Origin of the sequence: Sedimenticola selenatireducens DSM 17993 (assembly GCF_000428045.1) — a bacterium.
GTDB lineage: Bacteria > Pseudomonadota > Gammaproteobacteria > Chromatiales > Chromatiaceae > Sedimenticola > Sedimenticola selenatireducens.
The window spans coordinates 83427-102731 of the sequence record NZ_KE386615.1 but is presented as its reverse complement, the minus strand read 5'-3'; the positions used below and the strand labels follow the sequence as shown (position 1 = coordinate 102731).

General features: G+C 60.9%; 14 protein-coding genes and 1 pseudogene. 4 read left to right on the top strand and 11 right to left on the bottom strand.

Annotated features, from left to right (window positions below; all coding sequences use genetic code 11):
- Window positions 1-6: 6 nt before the first annotated feature.
- The 9 genes from glcD to def all read right to left on the bottom strand — a co-directional run bounded on the left by glcD (window position 7) and on the right by def (window position 11864).
- The gene (gene glcD / locus A3GO_RS0119890) at window positions 7-1491 is read right to left on the bottom strand and encodes a glycolate oxidase subunit GlcD (RefSeq protein ID WP_029134884.1); all 1485 of its coding nucleotides are present in this window, start codon (window positions 1489-1491) and stop codon (window positions 7-9) included.
- A gap of 9 nt (window positions 1492-1500) precedes the next feature.
- On the bottom strand, window positions 1501-2952 hold the full coding sequence (locus A3GO_RS0119885) for a TrkH family potassium uptake protein (protein ID WP_029134883.1): 1452 nt from the start codon (window positions 2950-2952) through the stop codon (window positions 1501-1503).
- Between the two features lie 66 nt (window positions 2953-3018).
- Window positions 3019-4392, bottom strand: a complete 1374-nt coding sequence (gene trkA, locus A3GO_RS0119880) for a Trk system potassium transporter TrkA (protein ID WP_029134882.1) — start codon at window positions 4390-4392, stop codon at window positions 3019-3021.
- A 198-nt stretch (window positions 4393-4590) separates the two neighbouring features.
- Window positions 4591-5958, bottom strand: a complete 1368-nt coding sequence (locus A3GO_RS0119870; protein WP_029134881.1) for a sigma-54-dependent transcriptional regulator — start codon at window positions 5956-5958, stop codon at window positions 4591-4593.
- Entirely contained in the window at window positions 5955-8186 is a 2232-nt protein-coding gene (locus tag A3GO_RS24760) for a sensor histidine kinase (protein WP_051302698.1), read from the bottom strand. The genes A3GO_RS0119870 and A3GO_RS24760 overlap by 4 nt, the downstream gene beginning before the upstream one ends.
- A complete protein-coding gene (locus A3GO_RS0119860) occupies window positions 8168-8722 on the bottom strand; it encodes a DUF4390 domain-containing protein (protein WP_029134880.1) in 555 nt (184 codons plus the stop codon). The genes A3GO_RS24760 and A3GO_RS0119860 overlap by 19 nt, the downstream gene beginning before the upstream one ends.
- 48 nt (window positions 8723-8770) lie before the next feature.
- Entirely contained in the window at window positions 8771-10081 is a 1311-nt protein-coding gene (gene rsmB, locus A3GO_RS0119855; protein WP_029134879.1) for a 16S rRNA (cytosine(967)-C(5))-methyltransferase RsmB, read from the bottom strand.
- 240 nt (window positions 10082-10321) lie between these two features.
- Window positions 10322-11260 carry a methionyl-tRNA formyltransferase gene (gene fmt / locus A3GO_RS0119850; RefSeq protein ID WP_037376140.1) on the bottom strand — a complete coding sequence of 313 codons (939 nt, stop codon included), beginning with the start codon at window positions 11258-11260 and terminating at the stop codon, window positions 10322-10324.
- A 76-nt stretch (window positions 11261-11336) separates the two neighbouring features.
- On the bottom strand, window positions 11337-11864 hold the full coding sequence (def, locus tag A3GO_RS0119845) for a peptide deformylase (protein ID WP_029134877.1): 528 nt from the start codon (window positions 11862-11864) through the stop codon (window positions 11337-11339).
- Between the two features lie 131 nt (window positions 11865-11995).
- Here def and A3GO_RS0119840 point away from each other — a divergent pair, with 131 nt between their 5' ends.
- From A3GO_RS0119840 to topA, 4 genes and pseudogenes are all read left to right on the top strand, one after another.
- Window positions 11996-13033, top strand: coding sequence for a LysM peptidoglycan-binding domain-containing protein (locus A3GO_RS0119840; RefSeq protein ID WP_029134876.1), 1038 nt, complete (start codon window positions 11996-11998; stop codon window positions 13031-13033).
- A 27-nt stretch (window positions 13034-13060) separates the two neighbouring features.
- A complete protein-coding gene (gene dprA / locus A3GO_RS0119835) occupies window positions 13061-14251 on the top strand; it encodes a DNA-processing protein DprA (protein WP_084610281.1) in 1191 nt (396 codons plus the stop codon).
- A gap of 90 nt (window positions 14252-14341) precedes the next feature.
- Window positions 14342-14818: a Smg family protein gene (locus tag A3GO_RS0119830; RefSeq protein ID WP_029134874.1), complete on the top strand. Its 477-nt coding sequence runs from the start codon at window positions 14342-14344 to the stop codon at window positions 14816-14818.
- Between the two features lie 145 nt (window positions 14819-14963).
- Window positions 14964-17243: pseudogene (topA, locus tag A3GO_RS24755) on the top strand (type I DNA topoisomerase).
- 24 nt (window positions 17244-17267) lie between these two features.
- Here topA and A3GO_RS0119820 read toward each other — a convergent pair.
- On the bottom strand, window positions 17268-18656 hold the full coding sequence (locus A3GO_RS0119820; protein WP_029134873.1) for a GGDEF domain-containing protein: 1389 nt from the start codon (window positions 18654-18656) through the stop codon (window positions 17268-17270).
- Window positions 18657-18822: 166 nt separating this feature from the next.
- Window positions 18823-19230, bottom strand: a complete 408-nt coding sequence (locus A3GO_RS24750) for a MerR family transcriptional regulator (RefSeq protein ID WP_051302696.1) — start codon at window positions 19228-19230, stop codon at window positions 18823-18825.
- Window positions 19231-19305: the final 75 nt, after the last annotated feature.

Here is a 19305-nt window from a genome sequence, read left to right as displayed (position 1 = left end):
GTCATGCTATACCCCCTTCCTGGCACCCTGATCCCGGGCGCTGGGGGCGGTGAGGGTATCCGACCCCAACGCCTTGTACTCGGAGCAGTGCCGGGGCTGGGGAATCGCCTTGCCGGGATTGAGCAGCCCCTGGGGGTCAAAGGCCTTCTTCACCGCATGGAACTGATTCAGTTCGGTACTGCTGAACTGAACACACATCTGATGGATCTTCTCGTGCCCCACCCCGTGCTCACCGGTGATGGTGCCTCCCACCCGCACGCACAACTCCAGGATCTCGGCGCCCAGATCCTCGGCCCGCTTCAGCTCTCCCGGCTGGTTTGCGTCGTATAGGATCAGCGGATGCAGGTTGCCGTCACCGGCATGGAATACATTGGCCACCGGCAACTGGTAGCGCTCGGACAGCCGGCTGGTTTCCAGCAGCACCTCGGCCAGCCGCTTGCGTGGCACCGTGCCGTCCATGCAGTAATAATCGGGCGAGATCCGCCCCACCGCCGGGAAGGCCGACTTGCGCCCCTTCCAGAACAGGGTCCGCTCATCCTCATCACGCGCCGTGCGCACCTCGGTGGCGCCGGAATCCAGCAGCTGTTGGCGTACCCGGGCCAGATGGGCCGAAACCTCTTCATTGGCGCCGTCGAGCTCGCACAACAGAATAGCCTGGGCATCCACCGGATAACCGGCATGGACAAAATCCTCGGCGGCGCGGATCGCCAGCCCGTCCATCATCTCCAGGCCGGCCGGGATGATCCCGGCGGCGATCACGTCGCCCACCGCGTTGGCCGCCTTGCTGACGTCGTCGAAGGCGGCCAGCAGAACCTGGGCGCGCTCGGGCGTCGGCAGCAGTTTCACCAGCACCTCGACCACAATACCGAGCATCCCCTCAGAGCCGATCAGCAGCGCCAGCAGGTCAAAACCCGGGGCATCCAGCGCCTCGGCTCCCAGGGTGATCAGCTCACCATCGGCCGTCACCAACTTAAGTTGCAGCACATTGTGTACGGTCAGCCCGTACTTGAGGCAGTGCACCCCTCCGGAATTTTCCGCCACATTACCCCCGATGGTGCAGGCGATCTGGGACGAGGGATCAGGAGCGTAGTAGAGCCCCTGGGCGGCCACCGCCTCGGAGATGGCCAGATTGCGCACACCGGGCTGAACCCGTGCGGTGCGGTTGAGCGGATCGATGTGCAGAATCCGATTCAGCTTGGCCAGGCTCATCAACACCCCGTCGGCCAGCGGCAGGGCGCCACCGGACAGGCCGGTCGCCGCGCCCCTGGCCACCACCGGCACCCCAAGCCGGTGACAACACTGCATCACCCGTTGTACCTGTTCGGCGTTTTCCGGCAGCACCACCAGCAGGGGCACCTGGCGATAGGCCGAGAGTCCGTCGCACTCATAGGGGCGCAGTGCCTCCTGTTCATGCAGGATCAGCTCGGCGGGCAGCTGCTGCTGCAGCGCCCTGATCAGCGCGGGTTTGTCAATATTCGGGGTATGGCTCATGGGGGGTTACTACTTCCGCCAGTAGGCCGGTGACAACAGCACCAGCAGAGTAAAGATCTCCAGTCGTCCCAACAGCATAGCAAAACAGAGGATCCATTTGGCCGGATCGTTCAGGCCTGCATAGTTGAGCCCTACCGAGGCCAGCCCCGGCCCGAGGTTATTGATCGAGGCGGCGACCGCTGAAAAGGAGGTCATGAGATCCAGACCGGTGAGCGCCAGCGCCAGATACATGAAGGTGAAACTGGCCACATAAAGGGCGAAAAAGCCCCACACCGCCTCCACCACCCGTGGGGTTATGGTCTTTGCGCCCACCCGGATGGGAATCTGGGCGCTGGGATGGATCAGTCGGGTGATCTCCCGCAAGCCCTGTTTAATCAGCAACAGAAAGCGGATCACCTTGATGCCGCCGCCAGTCGATCCGGCACAGCCGCCGATGAAGCTGGTAAACAGCAGCACAATGGCAATGAAGCCGGGCCAGAGGGAGTAATCAGCGGTGGTGAAGCCGGCGGTGGTGCCAATGGAGACCGCCTGAAACAGCCCCTTGGTAAAGGCCTCGCCCCAGTCTTCATAAGTGCCGGTGGTGTGCAGGGTCACGCTCACCACGAGAGCCACAAACAACAGCACCAGCAGATAGAAACGGAACTCGCTGTCGACAAGATAGACCCGGGGATTACGCCGGTTAATGGCGATGAAATGCAGCGCGAAGTTGACCCCGGAAAGCAGTAGAAACAGAACGGCGATCATCTCGATCAGGGTACTGTCAAAATAGCCGATGCTGGCGTCGTGGGTAGAGAAGCCACCGATGGCGACAGTGGAAAAGGCGTGACTCACGGCGTCGAATAGCGACATGCCGGCCAACCAATAGGCCAGAATGCAGGCTATAGTCAGGCCCAAATAAATGTACCAGAGCGCCTTGGCCGTCTCGGTAATGCGCGGTGTCAGCTTGGTATCCTTCATCGGACCGGGGGTTTCGGCTCGGTACAGCTGCATGCCACCGATGCCGAGCATCGGCAACACCGCGACCGCCAGTACGATGATGCCCATGCCGCCCAACCACTGCAGCTGCTGCCGATAATAGAGAATCGACCGCGGCAGTTCATCCAGCCCCATGATCACCGTTGAACCGGTGGTGGTCAGACCCGAGATCGATTCAAACACGGCATCGGTGAGCGACATGTGGGGGTCGACGGCAAGCGTAAAGGGCAGCGAACCGGCGATGCCCAGTACGGTCCAGAACATTACCACCACCATGAAACCATCCCGCAGACGCAGCTCCCGGGTCTGGTCCCGCACCATGATCCAGCAGACCGCACCCACCATCAGGATAATGATGAAGGCGATCAGAAAAGAGGTGTAGGCACCGTCGTCATACCAGATAGAGACCAGCATCGGCGGCAACATGGTGACGCTGAACACCATCAACAGGATTCCGAGTATGCGTTGAATGGCACTGAATTGCATATCGCTCAGCTATCCCGGTACCGCGCTGCCTGACCCCCGGCCGGCCACCCGTCCCGAGCCGCCCCCTTATAAGAAAGTAATGCCTACCTGGAACAGCCGCTCCACATCCGGGATCTGCCGCTTGTCCACCAGGAACAGGATGACATGGTCTTCCGACTCGATGACCGTGTCGTGGTGGGCGATCAGTACCGCGTCACCACGCACCACGGCACCGATATTGGTCCCCTTCGGCAGCTTGATATCCTCGATCGCCCGGCCCACCACCTTCGATGAACTGGGATCGCCGTGCGCCACCGCCTCAATCGCCTCCGCCGCGCCGCGCCGCAGCGAGTGCACCATCACCACATCGCCCCGGCGCACATGGGTCAACAGACTGCCGATGGTGGCCTGCTGGGGCGAGATGGCGATATCAATGGGTCCGCTCTGCACCATGTCGACATAGGCGGCGCGGTTGATCAGCGCCATCACCTTGCGCGCCCCCAGCCGCTTGGCCAGCATGGCGGAGAGGATGTTGGCCTCGTCATCGTTGGTGACGGCACAGAACACGTCGGTGCCCTCAATGTTCTCCTCCATCAGCAGATCTTCGTCGGCCACGTCGCCGTGCAGCACGATGGTCTTCGGCAACTCCTCCGCCACCTTCTGGGCCCGCTCGCGGTTACGCTCGATCAGCTTGACCTGGTAATCGCGCTCCAGGGCGTGTGCCAGGCGCATACCGATGTTGCCGCCACCGGCGAAGATCAGTCGCTTGAACGGCTTGTCCAGACGCCGCAGCTCACTCATCACCGCCCGGATATTCTCCTTGGCCGCGATAAAGAAGACCTCGTCGTCTGCCTCGATGATAGTGTCGCCTTCCGGCTGAATAGCCCGCCCCTGGCGGTAGATGGCAGCTACCCGCGCCTCGATGTTGGGCATGTGGTCATACAGGGTACGCAACTCATTGCCCACCAGCGGCCCGCCGTAATAGGCGCGCACCGCCACCAGACGCACCCGGCCACCAGCGAAGTCCAGCACCTGCAGGGCGCCGGGGTTCTCGACCAGGCGCATGATGTAGTCGGTCACCAGCTGCTCCGGGCTGATCAACACGTCGACCGGCATCGCCTCGGGAGAGAACAGCTGAGGATACTTGGTGAAGCCGAGGGCGCGTACCCGGGCAATCTTGGTGGGGGTGCGAAACAGGGTGTAGGCCACCTGGCAGGCGACCATGTTGGTCTCATCGCTGTTGGTCACGGCAAGAATCAGATCGGCATCCTCGGCACCGGCCCGCATCAGCACATCCGGATGCGCCGCATGTCCCTGCACGGTGCCCAGATCGAGCCGGTCCTGCAGCTCCCTGAGCAGATCGGCGTCCTGGTCGACAATCGTAATATCGTTTGCCTCGGAGGCAAGGTTGTTGGCCACCGATGTCCCCACCTGCCCGGCGCCTAGGATGATTATTTTCATTATTTCTTTCTGTTACTTTCCGGGTTGAGTCGATCCGCCACCACGGCGCGCCTGAACACTGGCCGGTACAGAGTCAGCAGGATGGGCACGTCGTGTCTGCCCACGCTGTCACTCGGTTCGGCCGCATCCACATGGGCACAAAAAACGTGCCCTCCCTGATCTGCCGGCGCAGCCAGCCGGTGCAAAGCGGCGAGCTTATTACCGTTTGTCCTTCACATCAATGCCCAGTGTTTTCAGTTTGCGGTAGAGATGAGTCCGCTCCATGCCTGACGCCTGGGCGATCTGGCTGACATTGCCGGCGTGTTTCTCCAGTTGATATTCCAGGTAGGCCTTCTCGAACGCCTCCCGCGCCTGCCGCAGGGGCTGGTCAAAGGAGACCGGGAAACGCGCCCCACTCTCCAGCGCCAGACCGACACTGCCCAGCGCCGCCTCCACCTCGTCCTGGGTAATCTCGTCGCCAGCCCCCAGGATCAGCAGGCGCTGCACCAGGTTTTTCAACTCGCGCACGTTGCCGTGCCAACTGTGATTGCGCAGAAAGTTCTGCGCCCGCACATCAAACCGCCGATAGGGCAGTTTTTCATGGGCCACATAACTGTCCACATAATAGGCCAGCAGCTCCGGCACGTCCTCCCGATGCTCACGCAGCGGCGGAATGTGCAGGGGCACTACATTGAGATGGTAGAACAGGTCCTCGCGGAAAGTGCCAGCCTGCACCTCATCCTGCAGGTTCTTCTGGGTGGCGGCGATAATGCGCACATCTATCTGTACCGGCTCCGACCCACCGACCCGCAGAAAAGCCCCGCCATCCAGCGCCCCCAGTAGCTGGGACTGGGCCTCGATATCCATATCCGCCACCTCATCCAGAAACAGCGTACCGCCGCGCGCCTGTTCCAGGGCGCCGTAGTGGATCTGTCCGCCCTGTTCACTGCCGAACAGCTCCCGTGCGGAATTGCCCCGGGATATAGAGGAGACGCCGACATCGATGAACGGCCGGTCCCGGCGCACACTCTGGGAGTGCAGATAACGGGCGAAGGTCTCGCGACCGGAGCCGGGCTCACCGGTGATCAGCACCCAGGTATCATGCTGGGCGATACGTTTGACCTGTTCCCGCAGGCGCTGGATCACAGCGCTCCGCCCGGTGGGCTCCACCACATGTTGAGTGTGGCGGCGCAGCCCGATATTCTCCTGCTGCAGCTTATCCACCTCCAGCGCCCGCTCCACGGTCAACAATAGCTTGGCCAGCGACAGCGGTTTCTCCAGAAAATCGTAAGCGCCCAGGCGTGTGGCTTCCACGGCAGTTTCAACCGTGCCATGTCCGGACATCATGATGACCGGACAGGGCAGGCCCTCCCCATCCGACCACTCCTTGAGCAGCGAGATACCATCCACATCCGGCATCCAGATATCCAGCAGCACCAGATCCGGCCGCCGGTCGCGCAACGCCTTGCGTGCGCTGGCGCCGTCCTCCGCCATGGCGACCGTGTAATCCTCATCCTCCAGGATCTCCTTCACCAGGGTGCGAATATCCGGCTCGTCATCCACCACCAGGATATGCGATGCACTCATTGGGTTCTGCTCCTTGTGTTCGATCCGGCAGGCAGATCTCTACAGCCTGCATATTGTTCATCCGCACCGATGGCGGGCAGTCTCAGGATCAGGCTGGCCCCCCCTTCCGGGCGGTTTTCGGCCCAGATGGTACCGCCGTGCTCTTCGGCAATCTTCTTCACCACCGCCAGTCCCAGCCCGGTGCCCTTGGCCTTGGTGGTGACATAAGGCTCAAACAGATGAGCCAGAATCTCGGTTTCGAAACCGGGTCCGTTATCCACCACTTCCAACTGAACAAATCTGCAGTCACTTCCCGCCTTTAACTCGGTACTCACTTCTATTCTCGGGTCATCCACCACGCTCACCGCTTCCTGGGCATTCTTGATTAGATTGTGCACCACCTGACGTAACCTTACCGGGTCCGCCTCCACCCGGGTCTCACCGGCATTCAGCCGGGCCTTCAGCCCGGCTACCAGGCCGGCACTGCGATAGAGGTCCAGCACCTCCTGGACCAACGCATCCAGATGCACCGGCTGCGGGTTGATCCGGGATGGGCGCGCATAATCCGAAAAGGCGTTCACCATCTCTTTCATCGCCTCGACCTGGGAGACGATGGTGTGGGTGGCGCGATCCAGCACATCCGCATCTTTGCCGTCCATCTTCTTCAGGTATTTATGCCGCAACCGTTCCGCCGACAACTGAATCGGAGTGAGCGGGTTCTTGATTTCGTGGGCCAGACGACGTGCCACCTCACCCCAGGCTGCGTCGCGCTGGGCCTTGAGCAGATTGGTAATATCATCAAACACCAGCCCATAGCCCATCGACTCATCATCCGGCTGGGCCAGGGGGGTACCCCGGCAGAGCAGCACCTGGCGCCCTTCACCGCCGATCAGCGTGATCTGGCCACGCCAGTCACGCTGCTCCTGCTCCACCGGGTCGCGTACGGCCTCGATAAACTGTCGCAGGCGGGGGGACGCCAGGGCCAGCGCATCGACATCCTGCCCCAACATCAGCGACAGATCCACCTTGAGGATCTCTCCCGCCGCCTGGTTCGCGGTGCGCAGATGTCCCGCCGCATCGAGTGAAATCACCCCGGACGAGAGGCGCCCGAGTACCGTCTCCAGATAGGTTCGCTGCGCCTCCACCTGGCGCTGGGTGCGCGCCGTTTCATCACGGGAGCGGGCTATACGCCGGGACATGGAGTTGAACGAATCAACCAGAAAACCGAGTTCGTCACGCGCCTTGGGCAGGGGCAGCTGCAGACCGTAGTTACCTTCCGCCACTTCCCGGGTTCCCTCCGCAATACCGGCCACCGGTTTCACCAGACGCCTTGCGGTAAAGAAGGCGGCCCAGATTGCCGCCAGCAAGCTGAACAGCAGCACCATCGCCAGCGACAGGGTAAAGGTGCTTTTCAGGCTCTTGCGCAGAAAGGTCAGCTCCTTGTAGCGGCTGTAGCTCCCCTCCACCTTGGTGGTGAGATCGGCAATGGAGCGGGACACTGGAAAACGCGCCAGCAGCAGACGGTTGCGAATCCGGTCCGCCACCACCGCCCGCACTTCCAGCTGCCCCTCGACTTTCAGATTCGGCTCCACCCCAACATAATCCTCTCCGGAACGGACCTGCTGCAGCATCGCCCCATCCGGCTTACTGGTAGTCAGGATACTGGGATCGGCGTTAACACTGACGATCACCCGGCCGCCGGCATCCATCAACACCAGTTCGCTGACTCCAAACTGCTCGCGCAGATCCTCCAGACTCAGACTCAGTCCGGCCACCGAGGAACCGGAGAGTTCATTCAGCAACAGCTGGGCCACCTTCAGACGCTCCAGCTTGTGCAGATCCAGCGAGACCCGCCCCAGGCTGAGGGCATCTTCCATGGACTGGTCGATATGCACATCAAACCAGCTGTCGATTCCCTTGAGAAGAAACTGCTGCGAGTAGTAGTACACCACCGCCACCGGCGCCAGCGAAAGCGCCACAAATACCACCACCAGCCGCAACACCAGCCTGGAACCAGCCGCCTGGCGCCGATAACGGGCCACCAGCTGAACGATATTGAAGCTGACCACGATCACCATGGCGAACAGGCCCAGCACACTGGTTACCAGCAGGGGGATAAACAGCCGGCTCAGTTCCTCGGTGTTCTGCAGGGCACCGCTCATGAAGTGCAGTGAAACCAGCACCAACGCCAGCAAGGCGGTGACCGGCAGTGCGCCACCGGTGAGTTTTTTCAGGGTTGCAGGCGCCATATGCTCCACTCACTGGATAGATTCCAGGCCGGACTCAGATAGGCCAGGGGGCGCAGCGGCAGCGGCAGCGCCTCGATGTCCAGGCTGGATCTGAGTGACAGTTTGTAACGCTCGCCCGATTGCAGTTTTTCCGCCTGTATCAGCTGTACATCCTGGATCCGCCCCAGGGCGGTGAAGGCCGCCTTGCGGGTGGCAAAGTATTGTTGCGTGCCATTCGACAGATCGGTCACCTGATACAGGCCATGCAGCGCCTGATGCAGTATCCGGTAACGCAGCCGGGCATCCAGCAGGTCCGCCTCCCAGATCCAGGCACCCTCCCGGCGCAACTGAATATGCACCTCCAGGGTCAGGGGCACTCCACTCTCCAGTGCCTCCAACGCCTCATCGCTGAATTGATAAAGGATTGTCGCATCCATCAGATAGACACCCTCAACCTCGCGCGCCGTCAACCCCTCCACTTCGAACGCCTTGGCCACGGCCGGGCTGCCGGCGGTGAGCGCGATCAGAAGCAGACACAGCCACCCCGCCCATCTCATGGTCCACCCCCGGCGAGTAATTGTTGGCTGGAAGGTACGCATTTGCGGCTAGATTTTCTCCAGACAGGCATAGTAAAAGCCGTCCATGGTCGCTTCGCCCGGGAGCGTCTGCCGCCCGGTGGGGCGGCAGTGTCCCCAGTCGGCCATGATCACCCGCTCCCGGGCATCCGGCGCCTGTTCGAGAAAGCGCCGCACCTGCACCTCATTTTCATCCGACAACAGTGAGCAGGTGGCGTACAGCAACAGGCCGCCCGGCTTCAACAGCGGCCAGACGGCACGCAGAATTTCGCCCTGAATCTTCACCAGGGCCGGGATATCCTGTGCCCGGCGCAGCAGTTTGATGTCGGGATGCCGGCGTATTACGCCGGTGGCCGAGCAGGGCACATCCAGCAGGATGCGATCATATTGCCTGTCGGCCCAGGCGCCTTGCGGCTTGGCCGCATCCCCCTGTACAACCGCCGCCGTCACCCCCAACCGCTGCAGATTCTGGCGCACCCGTTCAAGTCGCCGTTGATCGAGATCCATGGCCGTGAGCCGCACAGCGGCCGCTTCCATGATATGACCTGACTTGCCGCCCGGCGCGGCGCAGGCATCCAGCACCTGCTGGCCGGCCTGCAGGTCCAACAACACCGCCGCCAGCTGTGCCCCGCCATCCTGAATCGAGACCCGGCCTTCGGTAAATCCAGGCAGCGATTCCGCATCCATCGGTGTGCCGAGTACCAGACCGGAAGGAACATGGGGAATGGGCGCCGCCTCAATGCCCGACGCCGCCAGCAGAGACAGGTACTGCTCCCGGCTGTTGGTGGCCAGATTGACCCGCAGGCTCATGGGGGGGTGGCTGTTTGCCGCCTGCAGTATCGCTTCCCACTGGTCGGGCCAATCCGTCCGGATGCGCCTGAACAGCCAGTCAGGCACAGCATAGCGGCTCAGGGGATCGGCGTCCGCCAGCGTCAGCAGCGTCTCGCGCTCCCGCTGGAAGCGACGCAGAAGGGCATTGACCAGTCCCACCGCCCAAGCCTTGCGCAACAACCGGGCCGCTTCCACTGTCTCGGCCACCGCAGCGTGGGGCGCCACCCGCATATAGATCAACTGATACAGGCCGAGCAGGATCAGCGCCTGCACTTCGCCCTCTTTCGGCTTGATCGGCTTACTCAGCAGCTGAGCGGCAATCCGCTCCAGCCGCGGGCGCCAGCGGGCAACCCCGAAACAGAACTCCTTCACCAACCCCCGGTCCCGTGGGGAGACCGCATCCAGCCCCTGCTCCAGCAGGTCGGATATCGACCGGCCGTCAGCCAACTGGCGCAGCAGTCGTGCCGCCGCCACCCGCGGATTGCCCGGGTCTGGGGTTCTGCCATTCATGAACCTAACAACCTCATATTAACCGCCAAGAACGCAAAGAGCGCGAAGGAAAATACCGAATTGTACTTTCCCGATCCTTCGCCTGCCGGGTTAGACCGGGAATGAAGGCAACCTGAATCCGTGACTTGACCGTCAATCCTGCGCATATCCCGGAAGCCACGGAACCAGGGGTACGCCATTGTATCGCTTTGCGCACTTTGCGTTCTTCGCGGCTGGATCGGGGAATCCGGGCTGAACGGATCAACCCAGCACCATCCCTTGCGGGTCATGGGCATTGAGAAAATCGGCGGCGCTCATGGCCCGCTTGCCCGGCAGTTGCAGCGAGCGGATACGCAACAGCCCGTCCCCGGTGGCCACATCAATACCCGCACGGTCACACACGACGACCGTCCCGGGTGGTGCGTCGGCCGATCCGGAAATGGGTACGCTCTCCCAAATACGCAGCACCTTTCCCTGCATCAAGGTCTGCGCTACCGGCCAGGGATTGAAGGCACGCACTTGACGATCCAGCGCCAGCGCATCCCGGCGCCAGTCCAGAGTGGACTCGGCCTTTTCCAGCTTGCGGGCGTAGTTGGCCAGCGCATCCTGCTGTGGCTCGGCCTGCAGTGTGCCATCAATAATACCCGGCAACGCTGCCATCAGCGCCTCGGCACCCAGCTCCGAGAGCCGGTCATGCAGGGCGCCAGCGGTCTCGTCTGGTCCGATTTCGATCTCCCGTTTGAGCAGCATCGGCCCGGTATCCAGTCCGGCCTCCATCCGCATGATGGTGATACCACTGCGTTCATCACCGGCCAGCACCGCACGCTGGATCGGCGCGGCCCCACGCCAGCGCGGGAGCAACGAGGCGTGGATATTGATACAGCCGAGCCGGGGGGCATCCAGTACCCGCTGGGGCAGGATCAGGCCGTACGCCACCACCACCATCAGATCGGCCTGCAGCGCCTCCAGTGCCGCCAGGTCCGCTTCCTCGCGGAAGTTCCTGGGCTGGTAAACCGGGATGGCATGATCCAGGGCCAACCGCTTGACCGGACTGGCTGTCAGCTTTCGGCCGCGTCCGGCCGGCCGGTCGGGCTGGGTGTAGACGGCCACCAACTGGTGCGGGGAACGGATCAGTTCACGTAACGGGGCGACCGAAAACTCCGGGGTTCCGGCAAAAATAATCTTCAGCTGACTACTCATTATTGGTTGTTCTCGCGGCCACACGGGCCATTCCGATTGGGAATCAGGAGCTGTCCGTAGACCGTTATAGCGCTACTCAAAGCGCCTGGCCGACGGCATCCTGCTGCGCCTGCCGGTCCTCTTTCTCCAGTTTCTTGCGGATGCGTTGCCGCTTCAGACTGGACAGGTTATCGATAAACAGCTTGCCATCCAGGTGATCCAGCTCATGCTGGATACAGACCGCCAGCAGGTCATCCGCCTCAAATTCAATAATTTCTCCATCAAGGTTTTGCGCCCGCACCTTGATATCGGTCGCCCGCACGACCGGCTCATAGACCCCGGGCACCGACAGGCACCCCTCGTCCATTTTGTGCTCACCGTGCTTCTCCAGGATCTCCGGATTGACCAGGCAGAGCGGATCATCGTGGTTCTCCGAGACATCGATCACAACCAGCCGGCGGGGATCATTCACCTGAATTGACGCCAGCCCGATACCGGGTGCCTGATACATGGTTTCCAGCATATCAGCGGCCAGTTTGCGCAAATCATCGTCAAAAGATTTCACAACCTGTGCTTTATTACGCAATCTTGGGTCAGGAAAATGAAGTATGTTCAGAATTGCCATTGGGTTTTCCGTCAATCTATAGTACAAAGATAGAATAATTCTCTAACATTATGATGATACAGGATTCTGGCCCATCCATCCGGCCCGATTTCCTGGTCACTGGAACAAACAGTCAACGCAAAGGGATCGCCATGTTTACGTCTAGCAACAAGCTCGCCTGCCTGGTATTCGGCCTGCTCATCTCATGGGGCGCACTGGCTGCCGATACGGTCGCCGTCAATCCCAACCATCCCGATCACTATGTAGTGGTCAAGGGGGACACCCTATGGGATATCGCCGGACGATTCCTCCGGGATCCCTGGCTCTGGCCCGACGTCTGGCATGTCAATCCACAGATCGCCAACCCGCACCTGATCTACCCGGGCGATATTATCACAATGACCTATGTAAACGGCCAGCCGCGCCTCAGCCTGCAGCGCGGCTCCATGGTGCATCTGTCACCCCAGGTTCGTTCCACACCGCTGGACGGAGCCATCCCCGCCATTCCAATTGATGCCATTCACCAGTTCCTGACCCGCCCCTATGTCATGGAGCAGGAGGAACTGGACAGCGCCCCCTATGTGGTCGCCTTCGCCGATGAGCATATCCTCGGCAGCAATGACATCAAGGCCTACGTCCGGTCCATCGATACAACTGACAACAGAAAATTCGATGTGGTTCGGCCGGGAGATGCGTATAAGGATGCGGAGACCGGTGAAATTCTCGGCTACGAGGCACTCTACATCAGCAGCAGCGAGTTGCTGCAGCCCGGCGACCCGGCAACCCTGATGCTCAACGACATGGAGCTGGAGACTGTCAAGGGCGACCGGCTGCTGCCGGTGTCGGAAGACACTCCGTTGAACACCTTCTTCCCCGCGGCACCGAAGCAGGATGTCAAAGGCAGCATCATCGGGGTGCTTAACGGCGTCAGCCAGATCGGCCAGTTTAACGTGGTAGTGTTGGACCGTGGCGCCGGCGACGGCCTTGAAGCCGGCAATGTACTGACTATTGACCACCGTGGTGAGACCATCCGGGATATCGTCTCCAAGACCCGCGGCGATACCGTTACGCTGCCGGACGAACCGGCCGGCACCCTGATGGTTTTCCGCACCTTCGACCGCGTCAGCTTCGCCCTGGTCATGAAGGCCTCACGTGCCATTCATGTGCTTGACCGGGTACGCAATCCATAGCCGCTGACGGAGGAAAGCCGCGACCCGATGTCCATTCAGGAGAGGAGTGACGAAACCACTCGGCAGACCAGGGAAGGAGGCTGCGAACATCAGACGGCCGACCTCCGCTACTGGCTGGCACTACTGCACACCCCGGGGCTTGGCAGCCGAGGCATCAACCGGCTGCTGGGCTTTAGCGGGGGCGACCCGCGTCCCCTGTTCGGCGCCCAACACCCGGCACATAGCGGACTCCGGAAGGAGAGCATCGCCTGGTTGCGTGGCCCCGACTGGGATCAGGTGGAACAGGATCTGCGCTGGCTGGAGGGCGACAACCGAACACTCCTCACGCTGCGTGATGCGCGCTACCCCCCACTGCTCAGGGAGATAGCGGACCCACCACCCCTGCTGTTTGTACAAGGTAACGCAGCGACCCTGGAAATGGCGCAACTGGCCATTGTCGGCTCGCGAAACCCCACGCCGAGCGGGCAGCAAACCGCGCTGGATTTTGCCCGTTTTCTGGCCAATGCCGGATTGGCCATCACCAGTGGACTGGCTGCCGGTATCGATGGCGCTGCGCATCGCGGCGCCCTGGAGACCATGACCCCCACACTGGCGGTTACCGGCACCGGTCTTGACCGGGTCTATCCCGCCCGCCATCGCGATCTCGCCCACCGGATTGCCGAACAGGGCGCGTTGATCTCCGAACTCCCCCCTGGCACACCCCCGCTCCCGGCCAACTTCCCCCGCCGCAACCGCATCATCAGCGGCCTCAGTGTCGGCACCCTGGTGGTGGAGGCGGCGCAGAAGAGCGGTTCCCTGATTACCGCCCGGCTGGCTACGGAACAGGGGCGCGAGGTATTTGCCGTACCCGGTTCCATCCACAACCCCCTGGCCCGGGGCTGTCATGCGTTGATCCGCCAGGGTGCCAAGCTGGTGGAGACAGCAGAAGACATCCTGGAGGAGCTAAGCCCGCTGCTCGGCACCCTCCTGAAAGAGCCCCTTGAGAAGCCCGCCGCCGAGGTGGAGTCCACGCCGAGACGATGGGACGGGGAGTACCAATTGCTGATGGCCGCCCTGGATTTTGATCCGACACCGGTAGATCTGCTGATTCAGCGCAGCGGATTGACCGCGGACGCGGTTTCCTCCATGCTTCTGTTACTTGAGCTTGAAGGTTTTGTCTCAGCTGCGCCCGGCGGACGTTATTGTCGAACCGGAAAGATGGGCACTGAACCACTATAGTTTGCAGTTTTTCCCGGTTTTTACCGGCATTTATCGACATTGCCAGGAGCCGTCTGGCTTGACCAACAGGCCCCCAATGAAGGACGCAGCATGAACGAAAACGTAGTCGATATCCTGATCTACCTCTATGAGAACTACATGGACAGCGATCAGGACTCTATTTCTGACCAGGGGCAGATCCATGATGAACTGATCCAGGCCGGTTTCCCGGAACAGGAGGTCAACAAGGCCTTCCAGTGGATGGATGAGCTTGCCGAGCGGCAGGCACCGGAAAATTTCCACCATCAGCCCCAGGGGGCCATGCGCATCTACACCCCCGAAGAGCAACGCCGCATCGATACCGATTCGCGCGGACTGCTGATGTTTCTGGAACAGAACGGCATTCTTGACTCGACCGGTCGTGAACTGGTGATCGACCGGGCCATCGCCCTGGGCACCCATACCATCGGGGTTGACGAGATCAAATGGGTCGTACTGATGGTGCTGATCAACCAGCCAGGCCAGGAGAGCGCCTTTGCGCAGATGGAAGAGTTAGTGTACAACGATATTCCTGCCTATCTGCACTGATCACCCAAACCAGGAGTCAGGGCCTGCCGGGCTCCTATCGAAACAACAATATTTTTGTACCGGTTAATAACGATTGCGGACAGACCATCATCTGCCTGCATTGTTTAATTTAGCTGACAACATAATGGACAACTGAACCGATCCGATGAAGCTGGTAATTGTAGAATCACCCGCCAAGTGTAAAACCATCAAGAAGTACCTGGGCCCGGAGTACGAGGTGCTGGCCTCCTATGGCCATGTCCGGGATCTGGTGCCGAAAGAGGGCGCGGTGGACCCCGCCAACGATTTCAGCATGAAATACCAGGTCATCGAACGCAACGACCGGCATGTACAGGCCATCGCCAAGGCACTGAAGAAGTCGGACGCTCTGCTGCTGGCGACTGACCCGGACCGCGAAGGCGAGGCGATCTCCTGGCATCTCTATGAATTGCTGAAAAACCGCAAGTTGCTGAAGGACAAGGAAGTGCAGCGTGTGGTCTTCAATGAGATCACCCAGAAAGCGCTGCAGGAGGCGGTGGCCAAACCCCGCGACCTGTCCATGGATCTGGTCAATGCCCAGCAGGCTCGGCGCGCCCTGGATTACCTGGTGGGCTTCAATCTGTCACCGCTGCTGTGGAAGAAGATTCGCCGTGGACTCTCGGCCGGACGCGTGCAGAGCCCGGCCCTGCGCATGATTGTCGAGCGAGAGGAGGAGATCGAGGCCTTCGTCGCCCGGGAGTACTGGACCATCGAGGCGGACCTGACCAAGCAGGAGCAGCCGTTCAGCGCCAAACTGACCCATTACCAGGGCGCCAAGCTGGATCAGTTCGATATCAACAACGGGGATGCGGCGGCAGCGGCGGAACAGCAGTTGCTGACGGCAGCCGGCGGCAAGCTAACGGTTGAAAAGGTCCAGAAGAAACAGCGCAAACGCAATCCGGCGGCCCCCTTTACCACCTCAACCCTGCAGCAGGAGGCGGCCCGCAAGCTCGGTTTCACCGCGCAGCGCACCATGCGTACCGCGCAGCAGCTGTATGAGGGCATCGACACCGGAAGCGGCGCCACCGGCCTCATCACCTACATGCGTACCGATTCGGTCAACCTGTCCGATGACGCCATCGCCGAGTTGCGCGAATTCATCATCGGCCAGTATGGGGCCGATCAACTGCCCAAGCAGCCGCGCAGTTTCAAGACCAAGTCGAAAAACGCCCAGGAGGCGCACGAAGCGATACGCACCACCTCGGTACAGCGCACGCCTGAAACGTTGCTCAATCACCTGACCAAGGACCAGCACCGGCTTTATGAACTGATCTGGAAGCGCACCGTCGCCTGCCAGATGATCCACGCCACCATCGACACCGTATCGGCGGATCTCTCCTGTGGCGAGGGCAACAACTTCCGCGCCAACGGTTCGACCGTGGCCAACCCGGGATTCATGGCGGTCTACATGGAGAGCGTCGATGACGCCAAGAAGGGAGACGGCGACGAAAAGCTGCTGCCGCCCCTCAAGGAAGGCGAACAGATCACCCTGAATAAGATCCGCCCGGAACAGCACTTTACCGAACCACCGCCCCGTTACGGCGAGGCGAGCCTGGTCAAGGCGCTGGAGGAACACGGCATCGGCCGCCCCTCCACTTACGCCTCGATCATCTCCACCCTGCAGGACCGCGAATATGTGCAGCTGGAGAAGAAGCGCTTCCATCCCACCGACGTGGGTCGGGTGGTCAACAAGTTTCTGACCCAGTATTTCACCCGTTATGTGGACTATGATTTTACCGCCCGGCTGGAGGATGAACTGGACGCCATTTCGCGCGGCGAACAGGAGTGGATACCGCTGCTGCGTCAGTTCTGGGCACCGTTCAAGGAGCGCATCGACCACACCCAGGAGAATGTCAAACGCAGTGACGTAACCCATGAGGCGCTGGAAGAGGCGTGCCCCACTTGCGGCAAGCCGCTCTCCATCCGGCTGGGGCGTCACGGCCGCTTTATCGGTTGCACCAACTATCCCGAATGCGACTACACCCGCGACCTGAATGGTGACAAGAAGGAGCAGGAGGAGCCGACCATCGTCGAGGGGAGAAAGTGTCCCGAGTGTCAGTCCGATCTGGTGATCAAGCGGGGTAAATACGGCAAGTTTATCGGTTGCAGCAACTACCCCAGCTGCCGGCACATCGAACCGCTGGAAAAACCCGAGGATACCGGCGTCGACTGCCCCAAATGCGGCAAGGGCACGCTGATGAAGCGCAAATCACGCCGCGGCAAGATATTTTACTCCTGCTCCACCTACCCGGAGTGTGATTACGCCACCTAGAATGAGCCGATCGCGGAACCCTGCCCCAGTTGTGGCTGGCCGGTTCTCACCATCAAGACCACCAAGCGAAAGGGCACCGAGAAGGTCTGCCCACAGAAGGAGTGCTCCTATTCGGAGCCGGTCGAGGAGTCCTGATCAACCCGGGACTGGCGCTACTCTTCAGCCTTCATCCGGCAACGCTTCCATGGTGAGGTCATGCACCCGGTTTTTTCCACCGTCCTTGGCCCGGTAGTGCGCACTGTCCGCCGCCGCCAGGACCTCCTCCATGGAGCCGGTCCCGGCACCGATCGGCACCACGCCAATGCTGGAGGTCACCTGGCAGACCCCTTCCCCGGCAGCGACCACGACCCCCCTGACACCGACAGCGATCCGTTCCGCCATCTGGCGGGCACCCCCAGCCGTACAATTCTCCAGCAGAATCACAAACTCGTCTCCCCCGAGCCGGGCAACCGTGTCCCGGCCGCGTACCTGGGACATGAGTAACCGGGCGATCCGGCGCAGCACCCGATCGCCTACCGCATGGCCAAACCGGTCGTTGATCTGCTTGAAATCGTCCAGATCGATAAACATCAGGGCATGCACCTGGGTTCTGCCGTCCCGTCGGGCGCTATCGATAGCACGTGTCAGCCGTTGCTCAAAGGTTGCCCGATTTATCAGGCTGGTCAGGCCATCACGCTCCGCCAGACGGGCATACATGGCACTCACGCCATGCTCGGAATAGGCCGAGGCCACCACCAGACCGGTAAAGGACGCCACCCAGATCAACGCCACATCAAGGCTGAACAGCCCCACCATGTGGGAGGCATAGACATCCGGTGGAACGTAATGCCTGGTCATCAGCGAAGCCACGGTGGCACCGAACGCGAGCAGCGTGGCGCCCTGGCGGCCACAGTAGGTGGCGGCAAAGACGATCAATGGAACCAGGGCAAACAGCAGCAGCGTCGGTTGGCCCACTGACAGCTGCATGACACTCAGCATGCTGGTCAGCGCCACCCCGCCCAGTAGCGACAACAGAAACAGGCGGCACCTGGGTGTCGCCGTACTCTCAACAGATGTGGCCAGGACCAGCAGCACACCGGCAATAACCAGGCATCCCACGCTGTTGCCCAGCCACCAGAGCAGCCAGATATCCGCCAGCCCGGCCGGGAGGGTCATACCGGAGTAGCTGAGCCCAAGGGTACCCAGGGTGGCGGTAAATACCGGCCCCAGCACCACCGCCATAGCGATAAACAGCATCACATCACGAATTCGCTCCAGCCTCGGATCGAAGCCCAGCGCGCGCAGCAACAGGACCGGCAACAGCGCCTCGAGAGTGGCACCCAGCGTCGCCCCGGCACCCATGGCCAACGGGAGTTGTAGATGAGTCGCCACCAGAGACATGCCGATCAGGGGGGCGACCGCCCAGCGGTAACCACCCAACAGCACCATGAAAAAAGCCGCCCCTGATGGAATCCAGACGGCTGAAAATCCCTGGAACTCATGGCTGAAGTGCAATCCGACCAATCCCAGCAGGTAATACGCAAGACCAGACAGAAGCAGTATCACCACCGGGACAAATCCGCGTCCGTGACTCAGGGCAAGCAACCCGGGCCATGGCCGGGATAAGGAGTATTGAGCCTCTGGTTCCATGTACCTAGCGTCCCCTGACTGTCCCTATCCCGGGAAGAAGCCGACACTCCCTGGCCTCACATCCATCCCGAAGAGAGTCTCTCGTTTAGTCGAGCATGATCTGGATGAAGTCACACCCCTGTCCGTTATTCCCGTTGGGGCAGGCATCCAGCAGTCGTTCGAGCTTTGCCCGCTGCCGGTTTAACTCCTCAAACTGTTTTAATACCAGTTCGTGTTGTTTCTGGATTCGATCCTGTACGACCGGGCACTCGATCTCGTTGTTATCCGGATAACAGAGTTTCAGCAATTCTGCCACACTGCGTAGCGGAAACCCCAGATCCCGGCAATTCTTTATGAAACGTACCCGTTCTACCATCTTCTGGGAGTAGAGACGGTAACCGGATTTGTTTCGGGGCGGCCCGTCTATCAGCCCCTTTTGCTCATAAAAGCGTATCGCTGAAACGCCTATACCTGCCCGCTGAGCAAGCTGCCCTATGGTCAATACATCATCCATAAATCTCCTTTCATCACTCTATATTTCAAGTGAATACAAGGTTGACTCTAAAGCCTAAACCCGCTGCAGGGTCAA